Origin of the sequence: Stieleria mannarensis (assembly GCF_014154935.1) — a bacterium.
GTDB lineage: Bacteria > Planctomycetota > Planctomycetia > Pirellulales > Pirellulaceae > Stieleria > Stieleria mannarensis.
This window is the reverse complement of the sequence record NZ_JACEHH010000040.1, coordinates 59,516-81,132: the sequence shown is the minus strand read 5'-3', so window position 1 is coordinate 81,132 and position 21,617 is coordinate 59,516. Positions and strand designations below refer to the sequence as shown.

Here is a 21,617-nt window from a genome sequence, read left to right as displayed (position 1 = left end):
CGAGCTCGGCATCCTGCCTCGCACTGTCCTTATCGGGCTCCGCCCTCGGCGTCGGTGCTGCTCGCTCGCGCTCGGCGCTACCCTCATCCTTCGGTCGCTGTCACCACCTCCGTCAACCGCCGGCTCCGCTCGGTCGATCCCTCCCTCCCTCCGGTCGCCGAACGATGGCCCGCTCGATTACTCCACGACCATCATCACTCTCGTTCTCCCTCTCTCCTCCACTCCCAATTCCCGCTCTTTCCGCCGCTTCCTGCCATCGTTCTCCGACGGACATCCTGTCCCCGACGGGTTTCAATCGACGGGCATCCTACCCGCCGTGCCTACGGCGTTCTTTGCGCGTCCGGGTGCGCGGTCGGTCTTGTGGCAAGGCCAAGTGGCCTCCCATTGCGGCGGAAGTCGACTTGGTCTTGCGATCACATCAATCGTCCGCCGCTGCATTTGCAGGATCCAACCCCCGCCCCCTTTGATTTGACTGGAGATGTGACCGACAGGTCAACTGGGAAGGCTTCGCGACCATGCATTGCGGCGGAAATCGACTCGGTCCTGCGTTTAAGTCCGCCGTCCGCCGCGAGCCAAGAGGCAGAAAACGTCGGACTACCTATCCTGCCGATTCGGCTCCTGCCCAGTTTTCTTGGCTTATTCGCCCTCAGGCCTGCCCCCATGTCCGCCACCTGATCGAATATTTTCACCATTGCGAAGTGCATCTTCAAAAATTCGCCTGGTACTGAGAGCCTCTGAATCTAATGCATCGAAATCTCGTATCCCGAAAAGCCCGTTTGAGCAAACTATCACACTCCCAAAACCCCAGTCGATTGTCGCCAACCCAAGTGTTTGACCGCATTCCGAGAACCGCAGTAGCACACACGCTCGATGGTGATGCACTAGCGGTTTCCGCGTTGCCACGCAATTTTCAAGCTTTAGCCAGTGAGCAATCGCCACATCAGCTGAAATCGTTCCACGACGGTAGATCATGTAGACCTTATGCTTCGGCCCCACTTGGAAATCAGGGGTCTCACCATACCGTGTTGGACGAACCAAATACGGTTCGACGCAATCTACCTTCGTGGTGTCGATAACGGTGCGCAATTTGGTTAAGTCATCATCCACTGAACTCGCCCTCCAAATGACCTTCGAAAACGCGAAAGACGTGTTGCAGAACGCGTCGAGTGGTGTCCTAACTCCTCAAAATGGGAAGTCAGGATTCGGATGATCATAGTCCGCCGGCATCCTGTCGACAGGCGAGCCATCGCCAAAGCCATCAGGCACACACGTTCGATCCCATTCTGAATTGCATTCCACGATTTTCATAATTTGGCAGTTTGTGAATTCACGCATGTGCCCACCGACATCCACCGACTTTGCCTCGCAGCACATGCATTCATCGTCGCCATGCTTTTTTCCTGGTTTATTGGGCGGGACCTTCGGGCCACCTAAATCCGGCATAGGAAGCGGTCCACGATTTGAACTGCAGATATAGTAAAACCATCTAGTCCATGTAACCTGGTGCTTGAACTTTCGGGCCATACAATCACCAGCATGAACCCCGCCTCCAAATGCCACAACATGCGGTATACGGCGAACAACCAATCTGCAGGTCGTCTCAGCGACTGGTTTTACGACTGGTGTGACCGTTGGCGGAATCTTCGGCTGAATCTTCGGCTCAAACCCTTGGTGTGGGAATGAAATAGGCGTCTTTGGGGGACCTCCAGGAGCAACGCCAGTCTCATAACCTAACGGATCGATCGCGTTACACGGCATTGATGAAACGAATTGCAAGAGGTTCACACCATCCGCGTACCCGATCGGATCTCTGGAGCAGAACCGACCCGAGATCGAGTCGTACATGCGGGCGCGATAGTGGTAGAGGTCAAGGACGTCGTCGTACTCGCGGCCAGTATACATGTAGCGGTTTCCCTCTGCCGTCGATGTCCGCGCCGTCCCATTACCATCGAAGATCGACAGGTTGCCATACGCATCATAAGCGTACCTTTCCTTGATCGCCCCACTCGAATCGGTCAGTGCGGTGATGCTGTACTGTTGGGTGCGATGGTAGTCACGCAGTCCGCCGGGGCCGTCACGTACGACGGGGGCGTCGATGTAGCTGGCCTTGTCGGTGGGGGTGGTCGCCGCGGTTGCTGACGTGGAGTCGGCGACGGTTAGCAAGGCATTTTGGATAGTGATGCTGACCGTTGTGCCATCGTCGTGTGGGAGGCGGCGAACGAGTGCGTCCCCCAGGTGGAACACGTCGCCGGTGCTGTCGTTGTCTGCATCGGCCGAATCCGAGCGATGGTCGACGCCCCATGTGGACGTCAGCGGATCGCTGCCGGGGCGGAGGAACGCCGGGATCGCCGTCATGTTTCTTTTGACTTCATCGGCGTCACCTTGGGCTTGCGTTTGAGTGCTCTTGTTCTCCGTTAATTTGTCCCGGCTATCGCTGGGGCCTCCGATCGCTTGGCCAGTGGACCAGATGCCAGACTGTGCGTTGTGGCAGTTGCCGGCCGGGCCGGTGCTGCTTGATGCCGCTCGATGAACGTGGTTTCGACGCTGGGGTGTCCTTCGACACGTTCGTCGGCGGCAGATTTGGGGGGGGGGCCGCGAAGCGGTCACGGGGGAACAGTTGGGGACAACGGTTCTACATTGGCATGGGGCGCTGGGTGCCGGAATCAACCCCCGTCCCCTTTTTGCGTTGCGTCGTCGGTGTGCGTCTGGCGGTGGCGTTGCAGGTTCTTGCTGACCCGCATCAGCAGGGCTCGGTCTTCGGCACTCAGGCCTTCGGTGCCGCGCTCGCTGACGATTTGCAGGACGTGGTCCAGTCGCGCCGCGTCGCTGGCTTCTTCGTGTTCACGTCGCATCGCCGCGCGGACGCGTTTGCGTTTTTGACGCATCCGCACCGAGTCGATCATCTCACTGATCCAGGGCGTGCGTTTCGGTGACACCTCGGCCGGGCGGCTGGTCGGTTCGCCCAGGTCGCTTTCACGCAGCTCGGTGACGTCGAAGTGCGCCGAGATCGGGTCGGCGCCGGCGATGTGAATGGACGTGATCCAGTCGTAGAGGTCCGACTTTCGCGTCGATACCCATAAGGCGACCGCCAGGAGCAACAGGATCGGCCATCGTGGCAGATTCATGTCGCCGTCGGCGATCAGCGTGGCCATGGCGATGACGACGGTGATCAGAGAAACGAATTGCAGCGAGCGTCGCAGCAGTTTCAGCTGCAGATCGTCGTCGGCGTCGGCGGCCAACAGGACGACGACCGACGCGATCGCGCCGCGGCCAAGGCTCTTCGGCAGCGGATAGGCTTGGCAGGCGGCTTGGATCCAGAACAACCACGCGGCGGTCAGGTAACAATTCGCCACCGCGTCCAATCCCAGTCCCGGCGTCGCCAACGCGCGTAACCAAAGCGACGCGTCGGCATAACCGTCGGTCCGTGTCAGCATGTGGACGGCCAAGCACGCGGCGCCAAAAATCACCAGCGCGGTCAGCGAGAAACACGCGGCCATCAGGTTGGCGACCGCGGACCAGGGGTAGCGGCGATAGAGCGGATTGGCTGCTTCGATCCCCAGCACGCCGATGGTGATCGATTCGCTTTTGGCATCGGTCCAGTAGTGCAGGCACAGGTGCACCAGAAATTGGACGCCCCAGCCGAAGAACCAAATTGTCACCGCGGTCAGGGTCACCAGTGGCAGGTCGCCGTTGCCTTCACGGCCTTGGACCATCGCGACCAGCCCCGTCAGGATCGCCAGGGCGACGAACACCGAGTACGAGATGTACAGCCGAATGCCCGCGATCGCCCCCAGCGGCATCGACCAATTGTCCGCCGGCTGGGGTTCGAACGAGCCGCCCGGGCTCTGCGAATCGACATCGAATGCGGGCATGGATCCGGACTGGCGAGACAGACGCTGCGGGGAGGGGGGGGGAGACAGATTCCGACTAATTATACCGATGGGAAACCCATTGTTCGTCAATCGACTCGGTAAAGTTCGCTGAATTGTTCGGGCCCAATCGTTGGGGCCGTTCGCGTCACGGCTCCGCACTGGACGGCACGGTTCCTGACCCGTCCAGCGATTGCCGCCCCCGGTCACAGCGAAGCAGCCTACGAGGATCGCCTGAAGGCTAGACACCAGCCATAGCCCGACGATCTTTTTTTCAACGCCACCGCGGCGAGATCGTGCCCAGCGAAACGCCGTGAAAATTGCGTGAAACTGATCTTGACGTGAAATCGGCCGATCGTGAAACTCCCTCGGCTCGTACGCGAAACATCAATCGTGGCCCACCGCGTCCGGCGACATCCTCTCCCTTCAGAGGGGATGTGACTGTCGCTGGAGTCCTTTGGGCCGCGAAATTTGTTACGCTGCAACGGAGTGCGTGTGATCGAAATTTGCTCGAACGGCTTTCAGGAGAAAGCCTTTGCCTTGCCGCGTTGAGGGCGCCCGACAAGAAGCGGGGCTCAGCCAGGCTGAAACAGGCACGAGTCGACCGATCCGGATGGTTTCGCCAGTCCTGCGCGAATGTCGAACAACGGCTGTAGAGCAACAGCGGTCGAAAAACAGCGTGGGAAGAATTTCAGCGAGTGGCTTTGTCCGCGATGATGGACCTGGACCTCAAAGAGCGAGTGCGTGCCGCCGTCGACATTGTTGACGTGGTCGGTGCGTCGTTGACGCTGGTCCCCAAGGGACGCATGCTGGCGACCCATTGCCCCTGGCACGACGACCGCTCGCCTTCGCTGACGGTCAACCAGGAACGGCAGACCTGGAAGTGCTGGGTGTGCAACATCGGCGGCGATGTTTTCAGCTATGTGATGCGCCGCGACGGCGTCGACTTTGTCACCGCACTACGGACGCTGGCCGAGCAAGCCGGCATCGAATTTCAAGCCGGCCCCAAAGTCGAACCGGGATCCAAGAACGACAAGACGACGCTGCTTGCCGCCGTCAAACTGATCTGTGACGCCTACTTTGATCAGCTCGATTCGCCCCAAAGCGACGACGCCAAGATCGCCCGTGACTACTTGGCCAGCCGCGGCATCGACGATCAGCACCGACAACTGTTTCGCATCGGGTTCGCACCGGACAGCTGGGACTTTGCCACCGGGCTGTTGAAACGGGAAACGTTCCGTCCCGAAATCGCCGCCGCGGCCGGAGTGGCGCTGAATCGGCGTGGCGGTAACGGCAGCTACGACCTGTTCCGCGGCCGTTTGATGTTCCCGATTCACGACATGCAAAACCGGCCGATTTCGATGGGCGGTCGTGTGATCCCGGAAATCGCGGCGCGTCACGGCGAGAACGCGGGCGGCAAGTACATCAACGGTCCCGAGACGAAGCTGTTCCGAAAATCCGAACAGCTGTACGGACTGCAACTCGCCAGGGAATCGATTCGCAAGGGCGGCCAAGCCCTGGTGATGGAAGGCTACACCGATGTCATCGCGGCACGGCAAGCGGGCATCGAACCGGTCGTCGCGGTCCTGGGCACCGCACTCGGCGAGGCCCACGTCCGCACGCTGAAGCGATTGGCCAGCCGCGTCGTGTTGGTGCTGGACGGTGATGCGGCCGGACAGCGACGCGCCGACGAAGTGCTGGAATTGTTCATCAAGGCCGATGCGGACTTGCGCGTCCTGACGCTGCCCGATGCGTTGGACCCGGCCGACTACTTGGACCGGCACGGACGCGAATCGCTGGAGCAACTGGTCGAGCAATCCCCGGACGCGCTTGAGCACAAACTGAACTCATTGACCGCGGGCGTCGACGTCACGCACGACACCCACGCGGTGATGCAGGCGATCGACACGATGACGGGAATCCTGGCCAAGGCGCCGCGGATGGACCCGCTGAAACAAGACCAGATGATCCTGCGTCTGTCGCGAACCTTCGAGATTTCCCAGGCGCGATTGGAAGACCGGCTGGAAAAGAAACGCGGCGAAGAGAAAGCGAAACAACGCCGGGCGGCCAAGTTCCGTGCCGCGGCGGCCGACAAGGCGGCATCATCCAAATCGTCACCCGAGGACGGCCCGCAGCGTCAATCACCAGCGGCCCCGACCGGATCGGTGCCGCGGGTCGCGCCGGGAATTTCACCGGGAGCCGCCACCGGGCCGATCGATCCGAACTTGCTATTGGCCGAAGCCGCCGATGTCGATCCCGACGAGGCCTGGTTTCCCGACCAGGCTCCGGCGATGTCGAGTTCGCCGGCGTCCAGTTCGACGGCATCGAGTTCCGCAACGCGCCCCGCAGATCCGGCTCAAGACGGCGAGGTCCCGCTGACCAGTTTCGATCGCGAGCTGTTCGAAACGATGATCGAGTCACCCGAGTTGGCCGGCCGCGCGGTTGAAACGATCGACCCCGATTGGCTGGACACACTGTCGGCAAAGATGATCTTGGCGGCCTATCAAGAATTGGATTTGCAAGGCCGCGACCTGACCGTCGAAACGTTGCTGGCATTGATCGAAAACGATTTTTTGAAAAATGAAATCGTCACGATGCAATTTCGCCTGGCGCAACGCGAAGGCAAACTCTCGCAAAGCCCCGAGCAGCGATTCCAATCGTTGTTGGAGCAATTTCATCGACGAGAAAACATTGCCGAAAAACATCGACAAATCGCAAAACTTGAATCATTGGCCTTGGACGAATCCGAAGAGCTGGATCTACTAAAGCAGCTTTTCGATTCGGAAAAAAATCGTCAGCAAATCGACCACTAGGGAGGGCTGAACGAACACGACCGAATGACGCCCGCAACGTCAAGCACAAAATGAACACCGCACCCGGATGAAAGCACCGGTGTGGTGAAAAGGAACGACCCGCACGCCCATGATGGGCAACTCAAACATGAGGTTTTGAACAATGCTTTTGATGGATCGAGAACTTGTCGAATTGGTAGAGCGTAGTCACGAGCAAGGATGCCTGACCTACGATGAAATCAACGCCTACCTTCCCGATGAAGACGGCAGCCCGAAGAAGCTGAACAAGTTGATCGAAGTGATCGAGCGATTCGGGATCAAGCTGGTCGACGGACACGGCGCCGCGACCGCCACGAACCGCCGCCCCGAGCCGAATGTGCGAGCGATGCGTGGCGTCGGCGATGACGCACCGGCGGCCGACGATGACGACGATGATCAAATGCCCGGCGCCGCTGTCGCCGAAGAACTGGCCAGCGTTGAAATGCCTCGGGCGAGCGACGATCCGATTCGCATGTACCTGAGCCAAATGGCGGAAATCCCGTTGCTGAGCCGCGACCAGGAAATCTCGCTGGCCAAAAAGATCGAAGTCACCCGGCGTCAATTCCGACGCTGCCTGCTGGAGTCCGACTACGCGTTGCGCCACACCGTCGAAGTGTTGCACCGCGTGCACGAGGGCGAACTGCCCTTCGACCGCACCATCAAGGTCTCGTTGACCGAGCATCTGACGAAAGAACAAATCTCCGCGCGGATGCCCCACAACCTTCGCACGCTGGACCGCCTGATCGTGCAAAACCGCGAAGATTTCGAAGCCTTGGCACGCAAGAGCACCCCGCCGCGTCTGAAGGCCGAAGTCCGTCGCCGCTTCATCGCACGCCGCCGCAAGGCACTGGAGTTGGTCGAGGAGCTGAGTCTGCGGAGCCGACGCGTCACCCCGATGCTGGCTCGGCTGGAAGAGTTCTCCAAACGGATGAACTACATCCGCGCCCGACTGGCACAACTGGGCAACGACGCGGTCAGCCGAGACGAAGCGGCGGACTTGCGACAAGAGCTTCGCGAGTTGATGATCCTGACACAGGAGACGCCCGAAAGTCTGCACAAACGCGTCACCAAAGCACGCGAGCACTTCGAGCGATTCGAGGCCACCAAACGAGAACTCAGCAGCGGCAATCTGCGACTGGTCGTTTCGATCGCCAAGAAGTACCGCAACCGTGGACTGTCGTTTTTGGATCTGATCCAAGAAGGCAACACGGGGCTGATGCGTGCGGTCGACAAGTATGAATACCGTCGCGGATTTAAATTCAGCACTTACGCGACCTGGTGGATCCGTCAAGCAATCACGCGAGCTATCGCCGATCAGGCGCGAACGATTCGTATCCCGGTTCACATGATCGACGTGCTGAGCAAGTTGCGTCAGGCACAAAAGAAATTGACGCAACAGCTGAAGCGGGAACCGTCCTACGAAGAGATCGCCGAGATGACCGACGTGCCGTTGGAAGAGGTTCAGCGCGTGATGGACATCGGCCGGCATCCGGTCAGCCTGGACCGCCCGGTCGGAGAAGGCGAAGACAGCAGCTTCGGCGAATTCGTTGAAGACAACGACAGTTTGAACCCCGTGAAGATGGCTTCCGGCGGCATCCTGCGTGGCAAGATCGACGAACTGCTGAAGACGTTGACCTATCGCGAACGTGAGATCATCCGTTTGCGGTATGGCTTGGTCGACGGCTACAGCTACACGCTGGAAGAATGTGGACGGATCTTCAAAGTCACCCGCGAACGCGTTCGGCAAATCGAAGCCAAGGCGGTCGCCAAGCTGCAAAGCCCCAGCCGCGCCGACCGACTCGCCTCATTCATCAAGGTCGCCGCGTAGGCGGGAGCTTTTTCAAAGTGCGACAGCGTTTCCGGGCTGTCGTGTGCAGAACCCCGCGCGATGCCGTTCCGGGCGTCGCAGAAAATTTAACGACTGCCCACGGATGGCAGCGCGTCCCCACGGATTCCCGACCGTACAACATCCGTGGGTTCGCGCTGCCATCGGTGGGTTAACTCAATTCACTTCCGACCTCCATACAAAAACGCCCTACGTCAAGGCAGGTCCAGTCTCCCTTCGGAGGACCGGCGGGGCGGTCCCGTTGGTTGATGGTCTAGCCGGGGCGCTATGATCCAGCGGGTTTCTTGTCACATCCGCCATCTATCGCTGCCGCCATGAACGTTCGGTCTTTCTTTTTGCCGTGTTTGTTGTGCTGTTGTCTCGCCCAATTGAATTCCTCTGCTCTGGGTGACTGGAGCCAATGGCGAGGGGACAATCGCGATGGCCAGCTAGTCTCCACGTCGCTGCCACCGTCGCTGAAAGGCAACGTGACACTGGCGTGGGAGAAACCGCACGCCCCCAGCTACAGCGGGCCGGTCATTTTTGACGGGATGCTGTACACGACCGAGACGGTCGCCAAGAAGGACGAAAAAGTCACCGCGTATGACCTGAGCGATGGCACGGTTGCGTGGACGGCGCAGTGGGAAGGATCGATGGCAGTTCCCTTTTTTGCCGCATCCAACGGCGATTGGATCCGCGCGACGCCGGCGTGCAACAAAGACGGGCTGGTCGTCGTCGGAATGCGCGACGTGATCGTTTGCTTGGATCCGAAAACAGGAACGGAAAAGTGGAGGGTGGATTTCCCCAAGACCCTGGGATCGCCGCTGCCAATGTTCGGTGCAAATTGCTCCCCGCTGATCGACCGCGGTGCGGTCTACATGCAGACCGGCGGCGCGACGGTCAAGCTATCGATGGCGGATGGTTCCCTGATCTGGCAGACCCTTGAAAACGCGACGTCAAGTTCCCCCGGGGCGTTTTCCAGTCCAGTCATCGCAACGATCGCGGGCAAGCGACAGTTGCTGGTGCAAACCCGCTTGGAGCTTTGCGGCGTGGACTTGGAAACGGGGCAACCACTCTGGAAGCAGCCGATCCAGGCCTTTCGCGGCATGAATATCCTGACGCCGCTGCCGATCGGCGATCGCGTTTTTACGTCGGCACACAGCGGTACCGCGCAGCTGCTGGAAATCTCTCGGTCGGGTGATCAGTGGTCGGCAAACGAGGTCTGGAACCGGAAACAGCAGGCCTACATGTCATCTCCCGTGCTGGTCGACGGGCGAATTTACATGCATCTGAAAAACGAGCGGATGACGGCGTTGGACGCGACGACCGGCGAAGCCACTTTCACCACCCGACCGATCGGCAAATACGCGAGTTTAATTTCTGACGGAACTCGAATCCTCGCGCTGACCGAACAAGGAAAGCTGATGCTGCTCGATGGCACCACACCGCAATACCGACTGATCGACGAGATGGTGGTGGCAGAGGATTCGTGGGCGCACGTTGCCGTGACTGATGATTATCTGGTGGTGCGTGACCTTGGGAAAATCAAGGTGTTCCGCATCAGTCGCTGAGGGGCGAGCGAGTTGATATGCGGTGGTGAAAGTTCACCGATCGCAACCATGAAGTATGTGCGTTCTTCGCGGAAGTTAATGATTGATCGTACAGCACCCAGGTTTTCTGAGGCATAACTGCGATGTCCGAATGGGCATTCGACGATACTTGAACCACGCTCTGGCGAGCGTAGCTACGTCTAGAGAGACGATACTTGAACCACGCTCTGGCGAGCGTAGCTACGTCTAGAGAGTGCGGTCTGCTACGTCATCAGCTTCGACGCGAAGTAGGCTAGAACCAAACCGCGGGCGGTCCATAGGATCGTGCGGATCCAATTACTGCCGACAAGCAATTGATAATCGGCTCGGGTGAATCCGTCATTCGTCAAGCGATTGTGGCAGGGCACTTGGATAAAGGCGGTCGACAGCCAAATGCCAACCACGGCGACAAAGGCGGCGACCAGCACCCAGCGTGGGATCAGCGGCGGAGCGAAGACGAGCAGCAATCCGGCCGTTGCGATTTCAACCAGCATCGGCGGACCGACGATCGGAGTGATCAGATTGGCGTGGTCGGTTTCATACTCGATGAATTGCTCCCCGCCGACGCGATCGAACAGCTTGTAGTGAACGCACTGGACCATCCAAATCAATCCGACCAGGTACCACGTGGTCACCAGATTGACCAGGAAGATCACGCCGGCATTCATTCGATCGACTCCAGCCGATTGACGCCCAGATGGTATCGCAAGGCTTCGTCAAGGTTGGTGAAGCGGTACTCATAGCCGGTGTCTTGCAAGACCGACGGGACCACGCGGGTGCTGGCCAGTAGCAACGCGTCGGCCATCTCACCGAGCGCCAATCGCAGCCCGAAAGCGGGTGCCGGAATCAATGCCGGGCGGGAAATGACCTGCCCCAGTGTTCGGGCAAAATCACGATTGGTCAGCGGCTCGGGCGCGGTCAGGTTGAAAGGCCCCGAGACCCGCTGGTCGCAAATGGCGTGATAGATCGCTCCGACCACGTCGTCGGCCGAGATCCAACTCCACCACTGGCTTCCGTCCCCCAGCGCGCCGCCGAAGAACTTTGCCGGAAGCAGCATTTTCTCAAGGGCTCCGCCACTCGCGTCCAGCACCATGCCCAGACGTGCGTTGGCGACGCGGATGCCCGCCTGCTCGGCCGGCCGGCACGCACGTTCCCACTGGGATGCAACGTCTGCCAGGAATGTCTCGCCCGGGGCACTCGATTCGCTCAGCACCTCATCGCCGCGATCGCCATAGATGCCGACCGCCGACGCACAGATCATGACCTTGGGTGGCTCGGGCAATTGACCGAGCAACGACGCCAGTCGGCCGGTCAGTTCGACGCGGCTGTCTCGAATCTGTTGTTTGACCGACTCGCTCCATCGCCCCGCGGCGATCGGTTTGCCCGCCAAGTGAACGACGGCATCGATGCCGGAAAGCTTTTCCGCCTCCGACGATGAATCCCATGGCGCGAGCGCGTCATCACCTTCTTCAATTCGATCCAGGGAACGTTCGAGCCGGATGACGCGATGCCCCAACAGTGTCAGTAGGGAGCAAAGTTTCTTGCCGACCAAGCCGGACGTGCCCGAAACCGCGATCTGCATCGGATCGGTTTGATACTTGGCCGCCAATTCCAAATCATCGCGAGTGACCCGATGTCGATAGGCAAACATCGTCTCCAGCTCCTTGCGGGCGAGCGATGCACCGACGAGACCGCCCAGCGGTAACTCGTAAGAAATCGAATCACGAAGGACACACCCGTCCGATGACGCTGGGTCGAACAGGTGCCGATGTTCCCAATGTGCAAACGGCCCACTGCGTTGGACGTCGGCAAAGCAATTGGGCGGATCGTATTCGGTATGCTGAGCCACCCAACGCACCGAAACCGGTCCGGTTTTCAACCGAAGGACAACGACACTCTCGGGTTTCAAACTTCCGTCGGACGATTCCACCGTCACGTTTTTCCAGGGTGGAATCAATCGGTCCAGCGCCCCACGGCGCTCGTGATATGCAAATGCTTCTTCAATGCCGACGGGAAGCGTTGTCGATGCCAAGTACTTTTTCACTGAGTCTCTAGTTCTTCAAGTTTGACGTCACCCGCCATCGCACGCAACTTGTCCATCGCCCGACGCTCGAGCTGGCGGACGCGTTCCTTGGAAACGCCCAGCCGGTTGGCGAGTGATTGCAGTGTATGCACTTTGCGATGCGCCCCGAGCGAAAATCGCGCCCGGATGATGAATTTCTCACGACGATCCAATTCATCCAACATCACGCTCAAGCGACTACGCAGTTCATGCCAACGTTTTTCGCTGATCGCCGACTCGCGGCCTTCGTCCGTCACATCCAAATCCATGTCCTGCAGCCCGCCGACCGTCTTCTGTCGTTCCTGCTGGTTGACGACGACAGTGCGATAGGAATTACGACGAATGACTTGGGTGGCGTAGGTGCTGAATCGGAAGCCACGATCGAAGTCGAATTTTTCGACCGCTCGGATCAGTGCCACAATGCCATCGCTCAACAAGTCGTCGAATCGGTTGCTGGCGTTCACAAATTTCTTGACGATCGAAAACACCAGCCGCAAGTTGGCTTCGACGATTCGATCCCGGTGCCAGGAGGCGAGGGCGATCAAGCGATCGATCAACTGCAGTCGAACGCGGGACGGGCGGGCCGGGTCGAGCAGGCTACGATGAACCGCCGCTTGCTGAAGCAAGTAATTCATTCGCTGGAAAAGCATCTGCTCCTGCTCGGGGGTCAGCAGGGGAGCCTCGCAGAGTCGCCCCAGGTGGATCGGCATGTCGATCCCGCTGCGGCGGATCGCGGCGACGCCGAGCTCCGCCTTGCGGGGGGCGAGGCCCAGCGATTCGGCGAACAGTTTTTTTCCCAGATCCCGTTTGCCGAACTCGGGGTTGGAGATGAAATCGATCTCTTCTCGCAGCCGGATTCGCGTCCGTCGCTTCAATTCGTCGTGGCCGGCCTCGCCCAGCGGTTCGACGAGAGTGTCGGCGGCGCGATTCGCTTCCTTTAATTCGTCCATCGCGAGCCAGGCGGGCGGACGGGCCCGCAGTTTGCCCGCCCGAGGTCGGGGCGACGTTTCGATCGTGTCGGACGCACAGGCGAGGGTTTGGTCGGCGGGCATGGGTTCGGTTCCTGGGGGGTGGGCTGGATGAACGATTAAAACGTCCAAAACGTTCACTACGGTATAGTGGGCTAAGATTGCAACGACAATGCCCGAAACTAAAAAATGTCGAAAAACCAGCCCCGCCCGTCTGAGAAACCTTGAAAACCACGCCGTTTTGCAAAAGTTTTTTAAAACGAGGTTGGCGTGGTGAAGCTTTCCGGTACGATTCCAAATCGACCACGGCGACCGTTTATCGTCCAAAACGTTCACCCCGATTCACCTCCATCCATTACCTCCAGCTGCTGTGACTGATTCGCTGCCCCAGTTTTCCCCAAAGCAGATCGCCAGCTCGCTGCACGTCAGCGAGTCGTCGGTGAAGCGTTGGTGCGACCGCGGCATGATCCCGACGGTGCGGACCGTCGGCGGCCATCGCCGGATCACGCTTTCCGCCCTCCGCGAGTTTCTGCGGACGACCGAACGGACGATCGTTGACGCCAGGGCCTTGGGCATCGACGCCAGAGAACTGGAAGTCGCGGCCAATCGCCCCCCCCGCCGCCCCGCCGTCCGCGGCGAGGGCACCGAGCCGGCGCAGCAGGAGTTCCGGGCGGCGTTGGCCGCGGGCGACGAAGCACGTTGCATGGCGCTGCTGGAGGAGCGGATCGCACTGGGGTGGTCTCGAGCCGAGGCGGCCGAGGACCTGATCACCGACGCGATGCGGGGACTGGGCGACGCCTGGGATTGCGGCGAGCTGGACGTTTACCAAGAACGGCGAAGCTGCACGATTTGCACGCGGCTAATCCACAGCCTTCGCGAGGGGGTCAGGGCCGTCCCCAAGGAGGCCCCCGTGGCGATCGGCGCGGCCCCCGAGTCGGATCCGTATCAGTTGCCGACCGCGTTGGTCGAACTTGCATTGCGTGAGAGCGGATGGAATGCGATCAATCTGGGGAACGACCTGCCTCTGGATTCGATGATCCAGGCGGTTCAGGATTACCAGCCCAAGCTGGCGTGGTTGAGCGTGACGTCGGTGGATGATCCGGTCCGGTTTGTGCGCGAGCAAAACAAGCTTGCCGATTCGGTGGCAGAAAATGTCAGCTTGATCGTGGGCGGCCGTGCGTTGGACGACCAGCTTCGCCCGAAATTGCGATACACGGCGCACTGCGACAGTCTGCGTCACCTGGTCGAATTGGCGGACGTTTTGAAGCGTTAGCGTTTTGCTCCGAGTTGCCATTTCGGCTTACGATTCGGGTGGAAAGGTAGTGGACGACGCGAGAAGTCTACGCCGCGCGGAACCTGCGTGGATTTGTCGCCTGGTCCACGACCCGAAAGGATTGTTTTGACAGCGTTTCTAATTTTGCCGTTTTGGCTTCGGCATTTTCGCTTCAGCGTTGACACATCCTCGTTGAGGTTCGTACGTTTGTAGCAAGCCGTCAGCAGCGTGTTGATGCCTTTCCACTTGCTGAGTTCCGGTTTGCTATGAACCGATTTGATGCGACCACGATCTGGAAGTCCGTTAGCGAAGAACATGCCGACGGAGGTGACAGCACCCCATCCCCTGTCGACGCGCTCGATGCGGAAGAAGCTGCACGGGAGCAGTCCGATGGAGCAGCGGCCGACTGGTCCGAGGCGATCGGCGCCCAGACCTTTTTTGTGCCGCTGCACTACGAATCGAATTACCGTTACCCATTGATCGTGTGGCTGCACAGCGACGGATTCAATGAGAATCAAGTCTGCCACGTGATGCCGCATGTCAGTTCGCGGAACTATGTCGCGACGGGTGTCCGCGCACCGTCGGCGTCTGATCCGTCCGGGCATCGTTTCGCGTGGAGCAACTCGGCGGCCGCCATGCAGTGGGCCGAGCGAAGTGTACTGGAAGCGATCGACCGAACCGCAGCACAATACAGCGTCCACGCCCAGCGAATCATCTTGGCCGGTTATCAGAACGGCGGAACGATGGCTGCGCGGATCGCGATGCGTCATCCGGAACGGTTCGCCGCGGCGATTTCGCTCGGCGGAGCCTTTCAATTGCCCGCAAGCTCCGAGCTGGATCGCCAGCGACTGAAGGACCGCCGATTGCCGATGTTGTGGCAGCGGTCGATCGAAAGCGAATTTTACGACCAGACACGCCTGGTCTCGGAAATCCAAGCCGCCAGCTCGATCGGGGCGCAATTGGAGATCCGTCAATATCGCAACGACGACGAAATGAACACCGCCGTTTTGTCGGATCTGGACCGATGGATCATGAACCATGTGGTGAACGGTGCTCCAGTTGCTAAACTAAGCCCCTGGGATACGAGCCCGACCTCGTTCTCGGATAATTAGCCCACCCGTTTCCCCCTCCAGGTTCCCCCGCATGGCCGACGAAGACTCTGACGATCTCCCCGAAGTGGATCAAAGCGATCGCGGCGCAAAGATTCTGATCGTCGACGATGACGCGGAAATCATCGAGTCGGTGCGTTACGCGCTCGAAGACGCCGGTTACGAAGTGGTGATCGCACGCGACGGCAACCAAGGGTTGGCGCTGGCCGAACGCGAGTCGCCCAACCTGATTATCCTGGACATGATGATGCCCAAACGCAGCGGGTTTCTGGTCCTGGAAAAACTGCGACGAATGTCTGAAGAAATGGTCCCGGTGATCATGATCACCGGCAACGAAGGCAGTCGCCACAAAGCGTATGCGGAACTGTTGGGCGTCAGCGAGTACATCCGCAAGCCGTTTCAAATGGACAAACTGCTGCGGGCCGTTGATACCCAGCTGACATCGGCATGAACCCGCCCGACCGATTCCTGCTCGTTGCCGCCGCGATCACCGGTGCCACGGGCGTCGCGCTCGGTGCGTTTGCCGCGCACGGACTGGACGGGTTCCTGCAATCCCAAGGGCTGGAGCCGGACTTGATCGCTAAACGTGTCGATCAATTCGAAACGGGATCGCGATACCATCTGGTCCACGCAGTCGTCTTGTTGGCCCTGAGCGGTTTGCCCAGCCACGGCGGTTCGATGGTCCGTCGCGTCGGCGGGCTGTTCCTGGCCGGCATCGCTCTTTTTAGCGGCAGCCTGTACGTGCTGGTGTTGACCGGAACCCCATGGCTGGGCGCGATCACACCGCTCGGCGGCGTCGCCTGGATCATCGCTTGGGTGTTGTTGGCGTTTTGTGTGCCCCGTCGGAACGCCCCGTAGCGGAAGCCGCGAAGGCTTTCGCCGCGGTTCGTGCGGGAGCGAAACCCTTGGCGAGTTCCGCTACGGGGGAGGCGTTCGGATCGAGAGACGACAGGCTGGAAGACGATCCCACACTTGGATCATCGCCCGCTCGCGGATTTGCCATCAATTCATTAATCTTACGGTCCGTATGGCCTTTGGATTGTTGAAACGGCTGGTCACGGAGCGAGGTGGTTGATGAGCGTGCCTGATTTGACATCGTATACGGAGCGTTGGGATCGCCGGCACTTGTTGGATTTGGAATCCCTGTCTGCCGAAGAAATCACCCTGTTGCTGGACGTCGCCCAACGGCTGAAGGAGGCGACCGAGGGGTGTCGCCGCAAATTGGCGCTGCTGAGCGGCAAGACGTGTGCGAATTTGTTTTTCGAGAACAGCACGCGGACCCGCAACAGTTTTTCACTGGCGGCCAAACGCCTGGGCGCCGACACGGTCGAATTCGGGTCGACCGGTTCCAGCACGGCCAAGGGCGAAACGTTTGCCGACACGGCCAAGACGATCGAAGCGATGGGGGTGGACTGGGTGGTCACCCGTCATTCCACCCCCGGGACGGCGAACCTGCTGGCTCGAGAACTTGGGTGCTGCGTTTTGAACGCCGGGGATGGTCCGCACGAACATCCCACCCAAGGTTTGCTGGACCTGCTGACGATCCGCCAACACCGCGGCAACTTGGACGGATTGACGGTTGCACTGGTCGGCGACATCGCCCACAGCCGCACCGCGCGGAGTAACATTTGGGGACTGAAAAAGTTGGGTGCCCACGTGATCATCTGCGGGCCGCCGACCCTGGTCAGCCCGCGCTGGCAGGAACTGGGTTTTGAAGTGGCCCACCACTTGGACGAAATCCTGCCCCGCTGCGACGTCTTGAACCTGCTGCGGATTCAATTTGAACGGCAAGACGCACGGCCATTCCCCAGCGTCCGCGAATACGCGGCGCTGTACGCCATGAACGCGACCCGAATGCGTCACGCCAAGGACAACATCCTGATCATGGCGCCCGGCCCGATCAATCGCGGCGTGGAGATCACTCCAGAAGTCGCCGACGGTCCGCATTCGGTCATCCTGGAACAAGTCACCAACGGAATCGCCGTTCGCATGTCCGCCCTGTACTTGCTGTCGGTCGCCGATGACCGGCATGCCGGTCGGAGCAGCGGATCGTTTGAAGTGAAGGCAAACGAAGGAAACAAAAGCGACTGATGAAAAAGCCACTGCTGATCGAAAACGGGACGTTGATCGACCCGAGTCAAAACTTGAACCGTGGCGGCCGGATCCTGCTGGCCGACGGAGTGATCGCGGCGATCGATCCCAGCGACGGCGACCTGCCCCAGGACTGTGACGTGATCGACGCCGGCGGCTGTCTGGTCGCGCCGGGGTTGGTCGATCTGGGAGTCGAGTTGCGGGAGCCGGGCTTCGAGGAAGACGAAACGGTGCACAGCGGTTCGCATGCGGCGCTGGCCGGCGGTTACACGTCGATCTTGGCAGCATCGAGCACCGACCCGGTGATCGATTCGCACGGTGCAGTGGAGTTCGTCCGCCAGAAAGCCACCCAGGCTCGCGGCGCACGCGTCCACGTCGTCGGCTGTCTCAGCAAGGGCCGCAAGGGAAAACAGATGGCCGAGTTGGGGTTGTTGGCCGAAGCCGGCGCGGTGGCGTTCAGCGATGCCCCACGCGCCGCCCCCAGCGACGCGCTGCTGAAACGTGCCTTGGAGTATTGCCGCATGCTCGGTCGTCCGGTGATCGATTCGCCCGAGGTTCCCGAGATGGCACTGGGCGGGGTGATGCATGACGGGCAGGTATCGCTGGTGTTGGGTTTGAAAGGACTGCCGACCGAAGCGGAGGACTTGGCGGTTGCCCGCGATGTGCGTCTGGCCGAAGCGACCGACGGGCGTTTGCACGTCGGACCGGTCAGCACCATGGGTGCGGTCGACATGCTGCGCCGTGTGAAATCACGCGGCGTCGTGGTGACCGCCTCGGCTTGCCCGCACAACTTGATGCTCAGCGACGCGACGATGCGATCCTATGAATCGCGATTCAAAGTTCATCCGCCGCTCCGCAGCCCCAGTCACGTCGCGACGCTTTGCCAGGCGGTCAAGGACAAGACGATCGATGCGATTCAATCGGGGCACATGCCGCGCAGTCGCGAAAAGATGATGAACGACCTGGATCAATCACCGTTCGGGATCTCGTCGCTGGAAACCGCGTTGGCCACGGCGGCGACGGCACTGGTGCGGACCGGAACGTTGGATTGGATCGAATTGATCGACCGCATGTCGACGCGCCCGGCTCAGATCGCCGGGTTGGATGCCGGCACGCTCGGCAACGGTCGTCCGGCCGACGTCACCGTGATCGATCCCAACGCGGGATGGAAGGTGGATCCGAGTCAGTTTCGGTCGACTTGCATCAGCACGCCGTTTGCCGGCATGGAATTGATCGGCCGGGTCCGGCACACGATCGTCGGCGGCGAGTTGCGTTTCAGTGATTGAATGTAAACTCGGTGCTGGTCAGCACGCTCCAGGCGACATCCTGTAGCCCCGTCATCCGATCGTCATCACCGTACTCGCCCAGCACACCCAACAACGTCTTCATCTCCTCGGCCTGGGGCTCGCGGGCCAATCCGCGCAGGAACAATTCGCGGATGATCGCTTCATCATCCAGCCCCTTGCCGACCGCTTCGGTCAACACGTTTTGCTTTGCGGCCAGCTTCGGGTTCAGCGTGTCGCCGTTTGACAGGTGCAGCACCTGAACCATGCTGGGCTGGTCGCTGCGTTCGCATTCACACGTGATCTCGCGTGGGTTGCGGCCGAACGTTTTCAGGAAGTACGAGTTGACCGAGGCGTCGAACAGTTCGATCGCGCGGGTTCCGGTTTCATAGAAGTCTGTCTTTTGGCGATCTGCGCCCGGAAACGCCAACTCGTTGAACGTCGTCGATGTGCCGAGTACCTGGTCGATCGAATCCAGCAGGACCTCGGCCATCAATCGTCGCGGATAGTACCGGCTGTGGTATTTCGATTCGCTTTGGTTTTCGGCCAACGGGACGCTGCTGCGTTGGTAGGTTTCGCTTTGCAGGATCGTCCGCATCAATTGTTTCAGATCAAAGTCGACGTCGATCAAGTGAGCACTGAGTGCGGTCAGCAGGGATTCGTTGGATGCCGGGTTGCTGAGCCGCAGATCGTCGACTTGCTCGACCAAGCCGCGGCCGAAGAAGTTGGCCCAGATTCGGTTGCTGATCGAACGGGCAAAGTACGGATTGTCCGGATCGGTCATCCAGCGGGCCAGCACTTGCCGTCGATCGCCGGGATCATCCAACGCGATCGGATCGGCGTCCAGCGGGGCCGGCGGTTGGGGTTTGCCGCGATTGGGCTGGATCAATTCGCCGGTCGTGGAAACGTACAGCGTTCGCAATCCGTCGCCGTTGCGGCCGTCCCCGCCCCAGCCTTTGGCGCGGACGCGGGCGAACAGGTTGGCCATCGCGTAGTATTGGTCGTTGGTCCATTTTTCCAGCGGGTGGTTGTGGCATTTGGCGCATCCGATCGAGAGCCCCATAAACGCCTGGCATGCGTTTTCGGTCATGTCCTCGGGCGATTGATGCAACGCGTAAAAATTGGTGGCGCCGTTTTCGTCGCTGCGCCCCGTAGCGGTCAAAATCTCGCGGACAAATTCGTCCCAGGGCTGGTTCGCTTGCACGCGGTCTCTGACCCAAGCGTAATACGTCTTCACCGCGATCGGTCGCAAACGTGTGCCATTAATCAACAGCATGTCGGACCACTTGTACGCCCAATAGGACACGAAATCGTCGCTGGCGAGCAAGCGTTCGATCCAAGCGTCGCGACGATCTCGTGGGTCGGATTCCAGGTACAGCCGTCGCTCTTCCGGCGTCGGCAAGCGTCCGATCGTGTCCAGCGTCGAACGTCGCAAGAAGGTTTCATCGCTCGAGCGTGGTGAGGGCAGCAACCGCAGTGTTTTCAGCTGCGCCAGGTTTTCTTGGTCGATGAAATTTCGTCGCGGTGCGTTGTCGTAGCGGTTGGCCGGTGCGTCGTGATCAAAGGGCACGGTCATCCGCGCCAACACGACCTTGCTGCCGAACCAGACCAAGACGGCGGCTTCACCGCTTCCCCGCACGACGGCCCGGCCGTTGTCATCGATCCCGGCGACGGCTTCGTCGGTCGCGGTGAATTTCGCCCAGTGGGTGACATCGACGACACGTCCGTCGTCGTAGTGGGCACTGACCAAGACCTGAGACGTATCGCCCGGCGACAGCATCGCGTTTTCCGGCACCACCGTGATCTTTTGCAGCGACGGATCATCTGCGGCGGGCGGGGCGGCGCCGTCGGCGATCCATTCACTGATCACCCGATAGTCGCGCGAATCGACATCCAGTCGCAGCCCGCCTTTGTGCGGCAGGGCGCCGGTCGGTTTGGCCAACACCAAACTGCGTCCCGGGTCCGCCATCTCAATGCGTCGTCCCCGAGCCTCGCGCGTGATCGACAAAAAGTCCTGTTGGCAGTCGTAGCCGCGCAGCGAAAGTCGAAAACCGCCTTTTCCGGCCAGCGCGCCGTGACACGCGCCCATGTTACAGCCCGCCTTGGCCAGCACCGATTGGACATCATTTCGGAAACTCCAACGGTGCTCCGCCCCGGTGCCCGTGACGACCACGGGGACACGCGTGACGTCGTCGCCGACCTTGCACTCCAGCGTCGTTTCGCCGTCGGACACCGCCGTCACGATACCGTCACGAATCGTCGCAACCGCTGGGTCGGTGATCGTGATGCTGTACCGCCGCGGATCGAGCACCGACGACGGCAATTGATCACGAACCGAGACGATCGAAACCCGTTGTCGGCCTTCGCTGCCGAAAAGTTGAACCGTCCGCGGCAGCACGGCGAAACCCGCACCGTCGGCCGACACAGGATTCGGGCAAACGAGCGAGAGTGCGGCCGCGAGGAACAACAAACAAAACGAATTCAAACGTTGTCGCATGATGAGGTTCTGGGGAGGGATGGGGGCAGGAAAGACGATCGTTCAGTAGCTACGCTCGCCAGAGCGTGGGAAGCCCGGGGAATCCACCTTCTGGCGAAGGTAGCTACAACTTCGATAATGGTCTCATCAGACGCGTTGGGGAGGTAGGAAAAGGAATGCGAGAATATGCACCAAGTTAAACGGCGGCTTCATCCAAGCCGTGACGAAATCCTCGCAGGAG

Annotated in this window: 15 protein-coding genes; 9 read left to right on the top strand and 6 right to left on the bottom strand. The window is 60.1% G+C overall.

Going from position 1 to position 21,617, the window contains the following annotated elements; translation table 11 throughout:
- Window positions 1–1,182: 1,182 nt before the first annotated feature.
- Entirely contained in the window at window positions 1,183–2,355 is a 1,173-nt protein-coding gene (locus tag H1B37_RS23715; RefSeq protein ID WP_182869486.1) for an RHS repeat domain-containing protein, read from the bottom strand.
- 308 nt (window positions 2,356–2,663) lie between these two features.
- Entirely contained in the window at window positions 2,664–3,872 is a 1,209-nt protein-coding gene (locus H1B37_RS23710) for a hypothetical protein (RefSeq protein ID WP_182869484.1), read from the bottom strand.
- Between the two features lie 695 nt (window positions 3,873–4,567).
- On the opposite strand from H1B37_RS23710, the gene dnaG reads away from it, so the two are divergent.
- The 3 genes from dnaG (at window position 4,568) to H1B37_RS23695 (ending at window position 10,096) form a co-directional block, all read left to right on the top strand.
- The gene (gene dnaG, locus H1B37_RS23705; RefSeq protein ID WP_353620908.1) at window positions 4,568–6,682 is read left to right on the top strand and encodes a DNA primase; all 2,115 of its coding nucleotides are present in this window, start codon (window positions 4,568–4,570) and stop codon (window positions 6,680–6,682) included.
- A gap of 142 nt (window positions 6,683–6,824) precedes the next feature.
- Window positions 6,825–8,528: a sigma-70 family RNA polymerase sigma factor gene (locus H1B37_RS23700; protein WP_182869482.1), complete on the top strand. Its 1,704-nt coding sequence runs from the start codon at window positions 6,825–6,827 to the stop codon at window positions 8,526–8,528.
- A 332-nt stretch (window positions 8,529–8,860) separates the two neighbouring features.
- On the top strand, window positions 8,861–10,096 hold the full coding sequence (locus tag H1B37_RS23695) for a PQQ-binding-like beta-propeller repeat protein (RefSeq protein ID WP_182869480.1): 1,236 nt from the start codon (window positions 8,861–8,863) through the stop codon (window positions 10,094–10,096).
- 242 nt (window positions 10,097–10,338) lie between these two features.
- On the opposite strand, the gene H1B37_RS23690 is transcribed toward H1B37_RS23695, so the two are convergent.
- From H1B37_RS23690 to H1B37_RS23680, 3 genes are read right to left on the bottom strand one after another with little or no spacing between them, the layout of a single operon-like run.
- Window positions 10,339–10,782, bottom strand: a complete 444-nt coding sequence (locus H1B37_RS23690; RefSeq protein ID WP_182869477.1) for a hypothetical protein — start codon at window positions 10,780–10,782, stop codon at window positions 10,339–10,341.
- Complete coding sequence (locus tag H1B37_RS23685; RefSeq protein ID WP_182869475.1) at window positions 10,779–12,158, bottom strand: TIGR01777 family oxidoreductase; 1,380 nt, start codon at window positions 12,156–12,158, stop codon at window positions 10,779–10,781. Before H1B37_RS23685 ends, H1B37_RS23690 begins: the two co-directional genes overlap by 4 nt.
- The gene (locus H1B37_RS23680; protein ID WP_182869473.1) at window positions 12,155–13,228 is read right to left on the bottom strand and encodes a sigma-70 family RNA polymerase sigma factor; all 1,074 of its coding nucleotides are present in this window, start codon (window positions 13,226–13,228) and stop codon (window positions 12,155–12,157) included. The genes H1B37_RS23685 and H1B37_RS23680 overlap by 4 nt, the downstream gene beginning before the upstream one ends.
- A 286-nt stretch (window positions 13,229–13,514) precedes the next feature.
- Here H1B37_RS23680 and H1B37_RS23675 point away from each other — a divergent pair, with 286 nt between their 5' ends.
- The 6 genes from H1B37_RS23675 (at window position 13,515) to H1B37_RS23650 (ending at window position 18,903) form a co-directional block, all read left to right on the top strand.
- Entirely contained in the window at window positions 13,515–14,417 is a 903-nt protein-coding gene (locus H1B37_RS23675) for a B12-binding domain-containing protein (RefSeq protein ID WP_353620907.1), read from the top strand.
- Window positions 14,418–14,683: 266 nt separating this feature from the next.
- Window positions 14,684–15,529, top strand: a complete 846-nt coding sequence (locus H1B37_RS23670; RefSeq protein ID WP_182869470.1) for an alpha/beta hydrolase — start codon at window positions 14,684–14,686, stop codon at window positions 15,527–15,529.
- A gap of 31 nt (window positions 15,530–15,560) precedes the next feature.
- Complete coding sequence (locus tag H1B37_RS23665; protein ID WP_182869469.1) at window positions 15,561–15,977, top strand: response regulator transcription factor; 417 nt, start codon at window positions 15,561–15,563, stop codon at window positions 15,975–15,977.
- The gene (locus H1B37_RS23660; protein WP_182869467.1) at window positions 15,974–16,384 is read left to right on the top strand and encodes a DUF423 domain-containing protein; all 411 of its coding nucleotides are present in this window, start codon (window positions 15,974–15,976) and stop codon (window positions 16,382–16,384) included. Before H1B37_RS23665 ends, H1B37_RS23660 begins: the two co-directional genes overlap by 4 nt.
- A gap of 216 nt (window positions 16,385–16,600) precedes the next feature.
- A complete protein-coding gene (locus tag H1B37_RS23655; protein WP_182869464.1) occupies window positions 16,601–17,617 on the top strand; it encodes an aspartate carbamoyltransferase catalytic subunit in 1,017 nt (338 codons plus the stop codon).
- Entirely contained in the window at window positions 17,617–18,903 is a 1,287-nt protein-coding gene (locus tag H1B37_RS23650) for a dihydroorotase (RefSeq protein WP_182869462.1), read from the top strand. The genes H1B37_RS23655 and H1B37_RS23650 overlap by 1 nt, the downstream gene beginning before the upstream one ends.
- Here H1B37_RS23650 and H1B37_RS23645 read toward each other — a convergent pair.
- Complete coding sequence (locus H1B37_RS23645) at window positions 18,893–21,397, bottom strand: DUF1549 and DUF1553 domain-containing protein (protein ID WP_182869460.1); 2,505 nt, start codon at window positions 21,395–21,397, stop codon at window positions 18,893–18,895. The two genes, H1B37_RS23650 and H1B37_RS23645, sit on opposite strands and share 11 nt — an antisense overlap.
- Window positions 21,398–21,617: the final 220 nt, after the last annotated feature.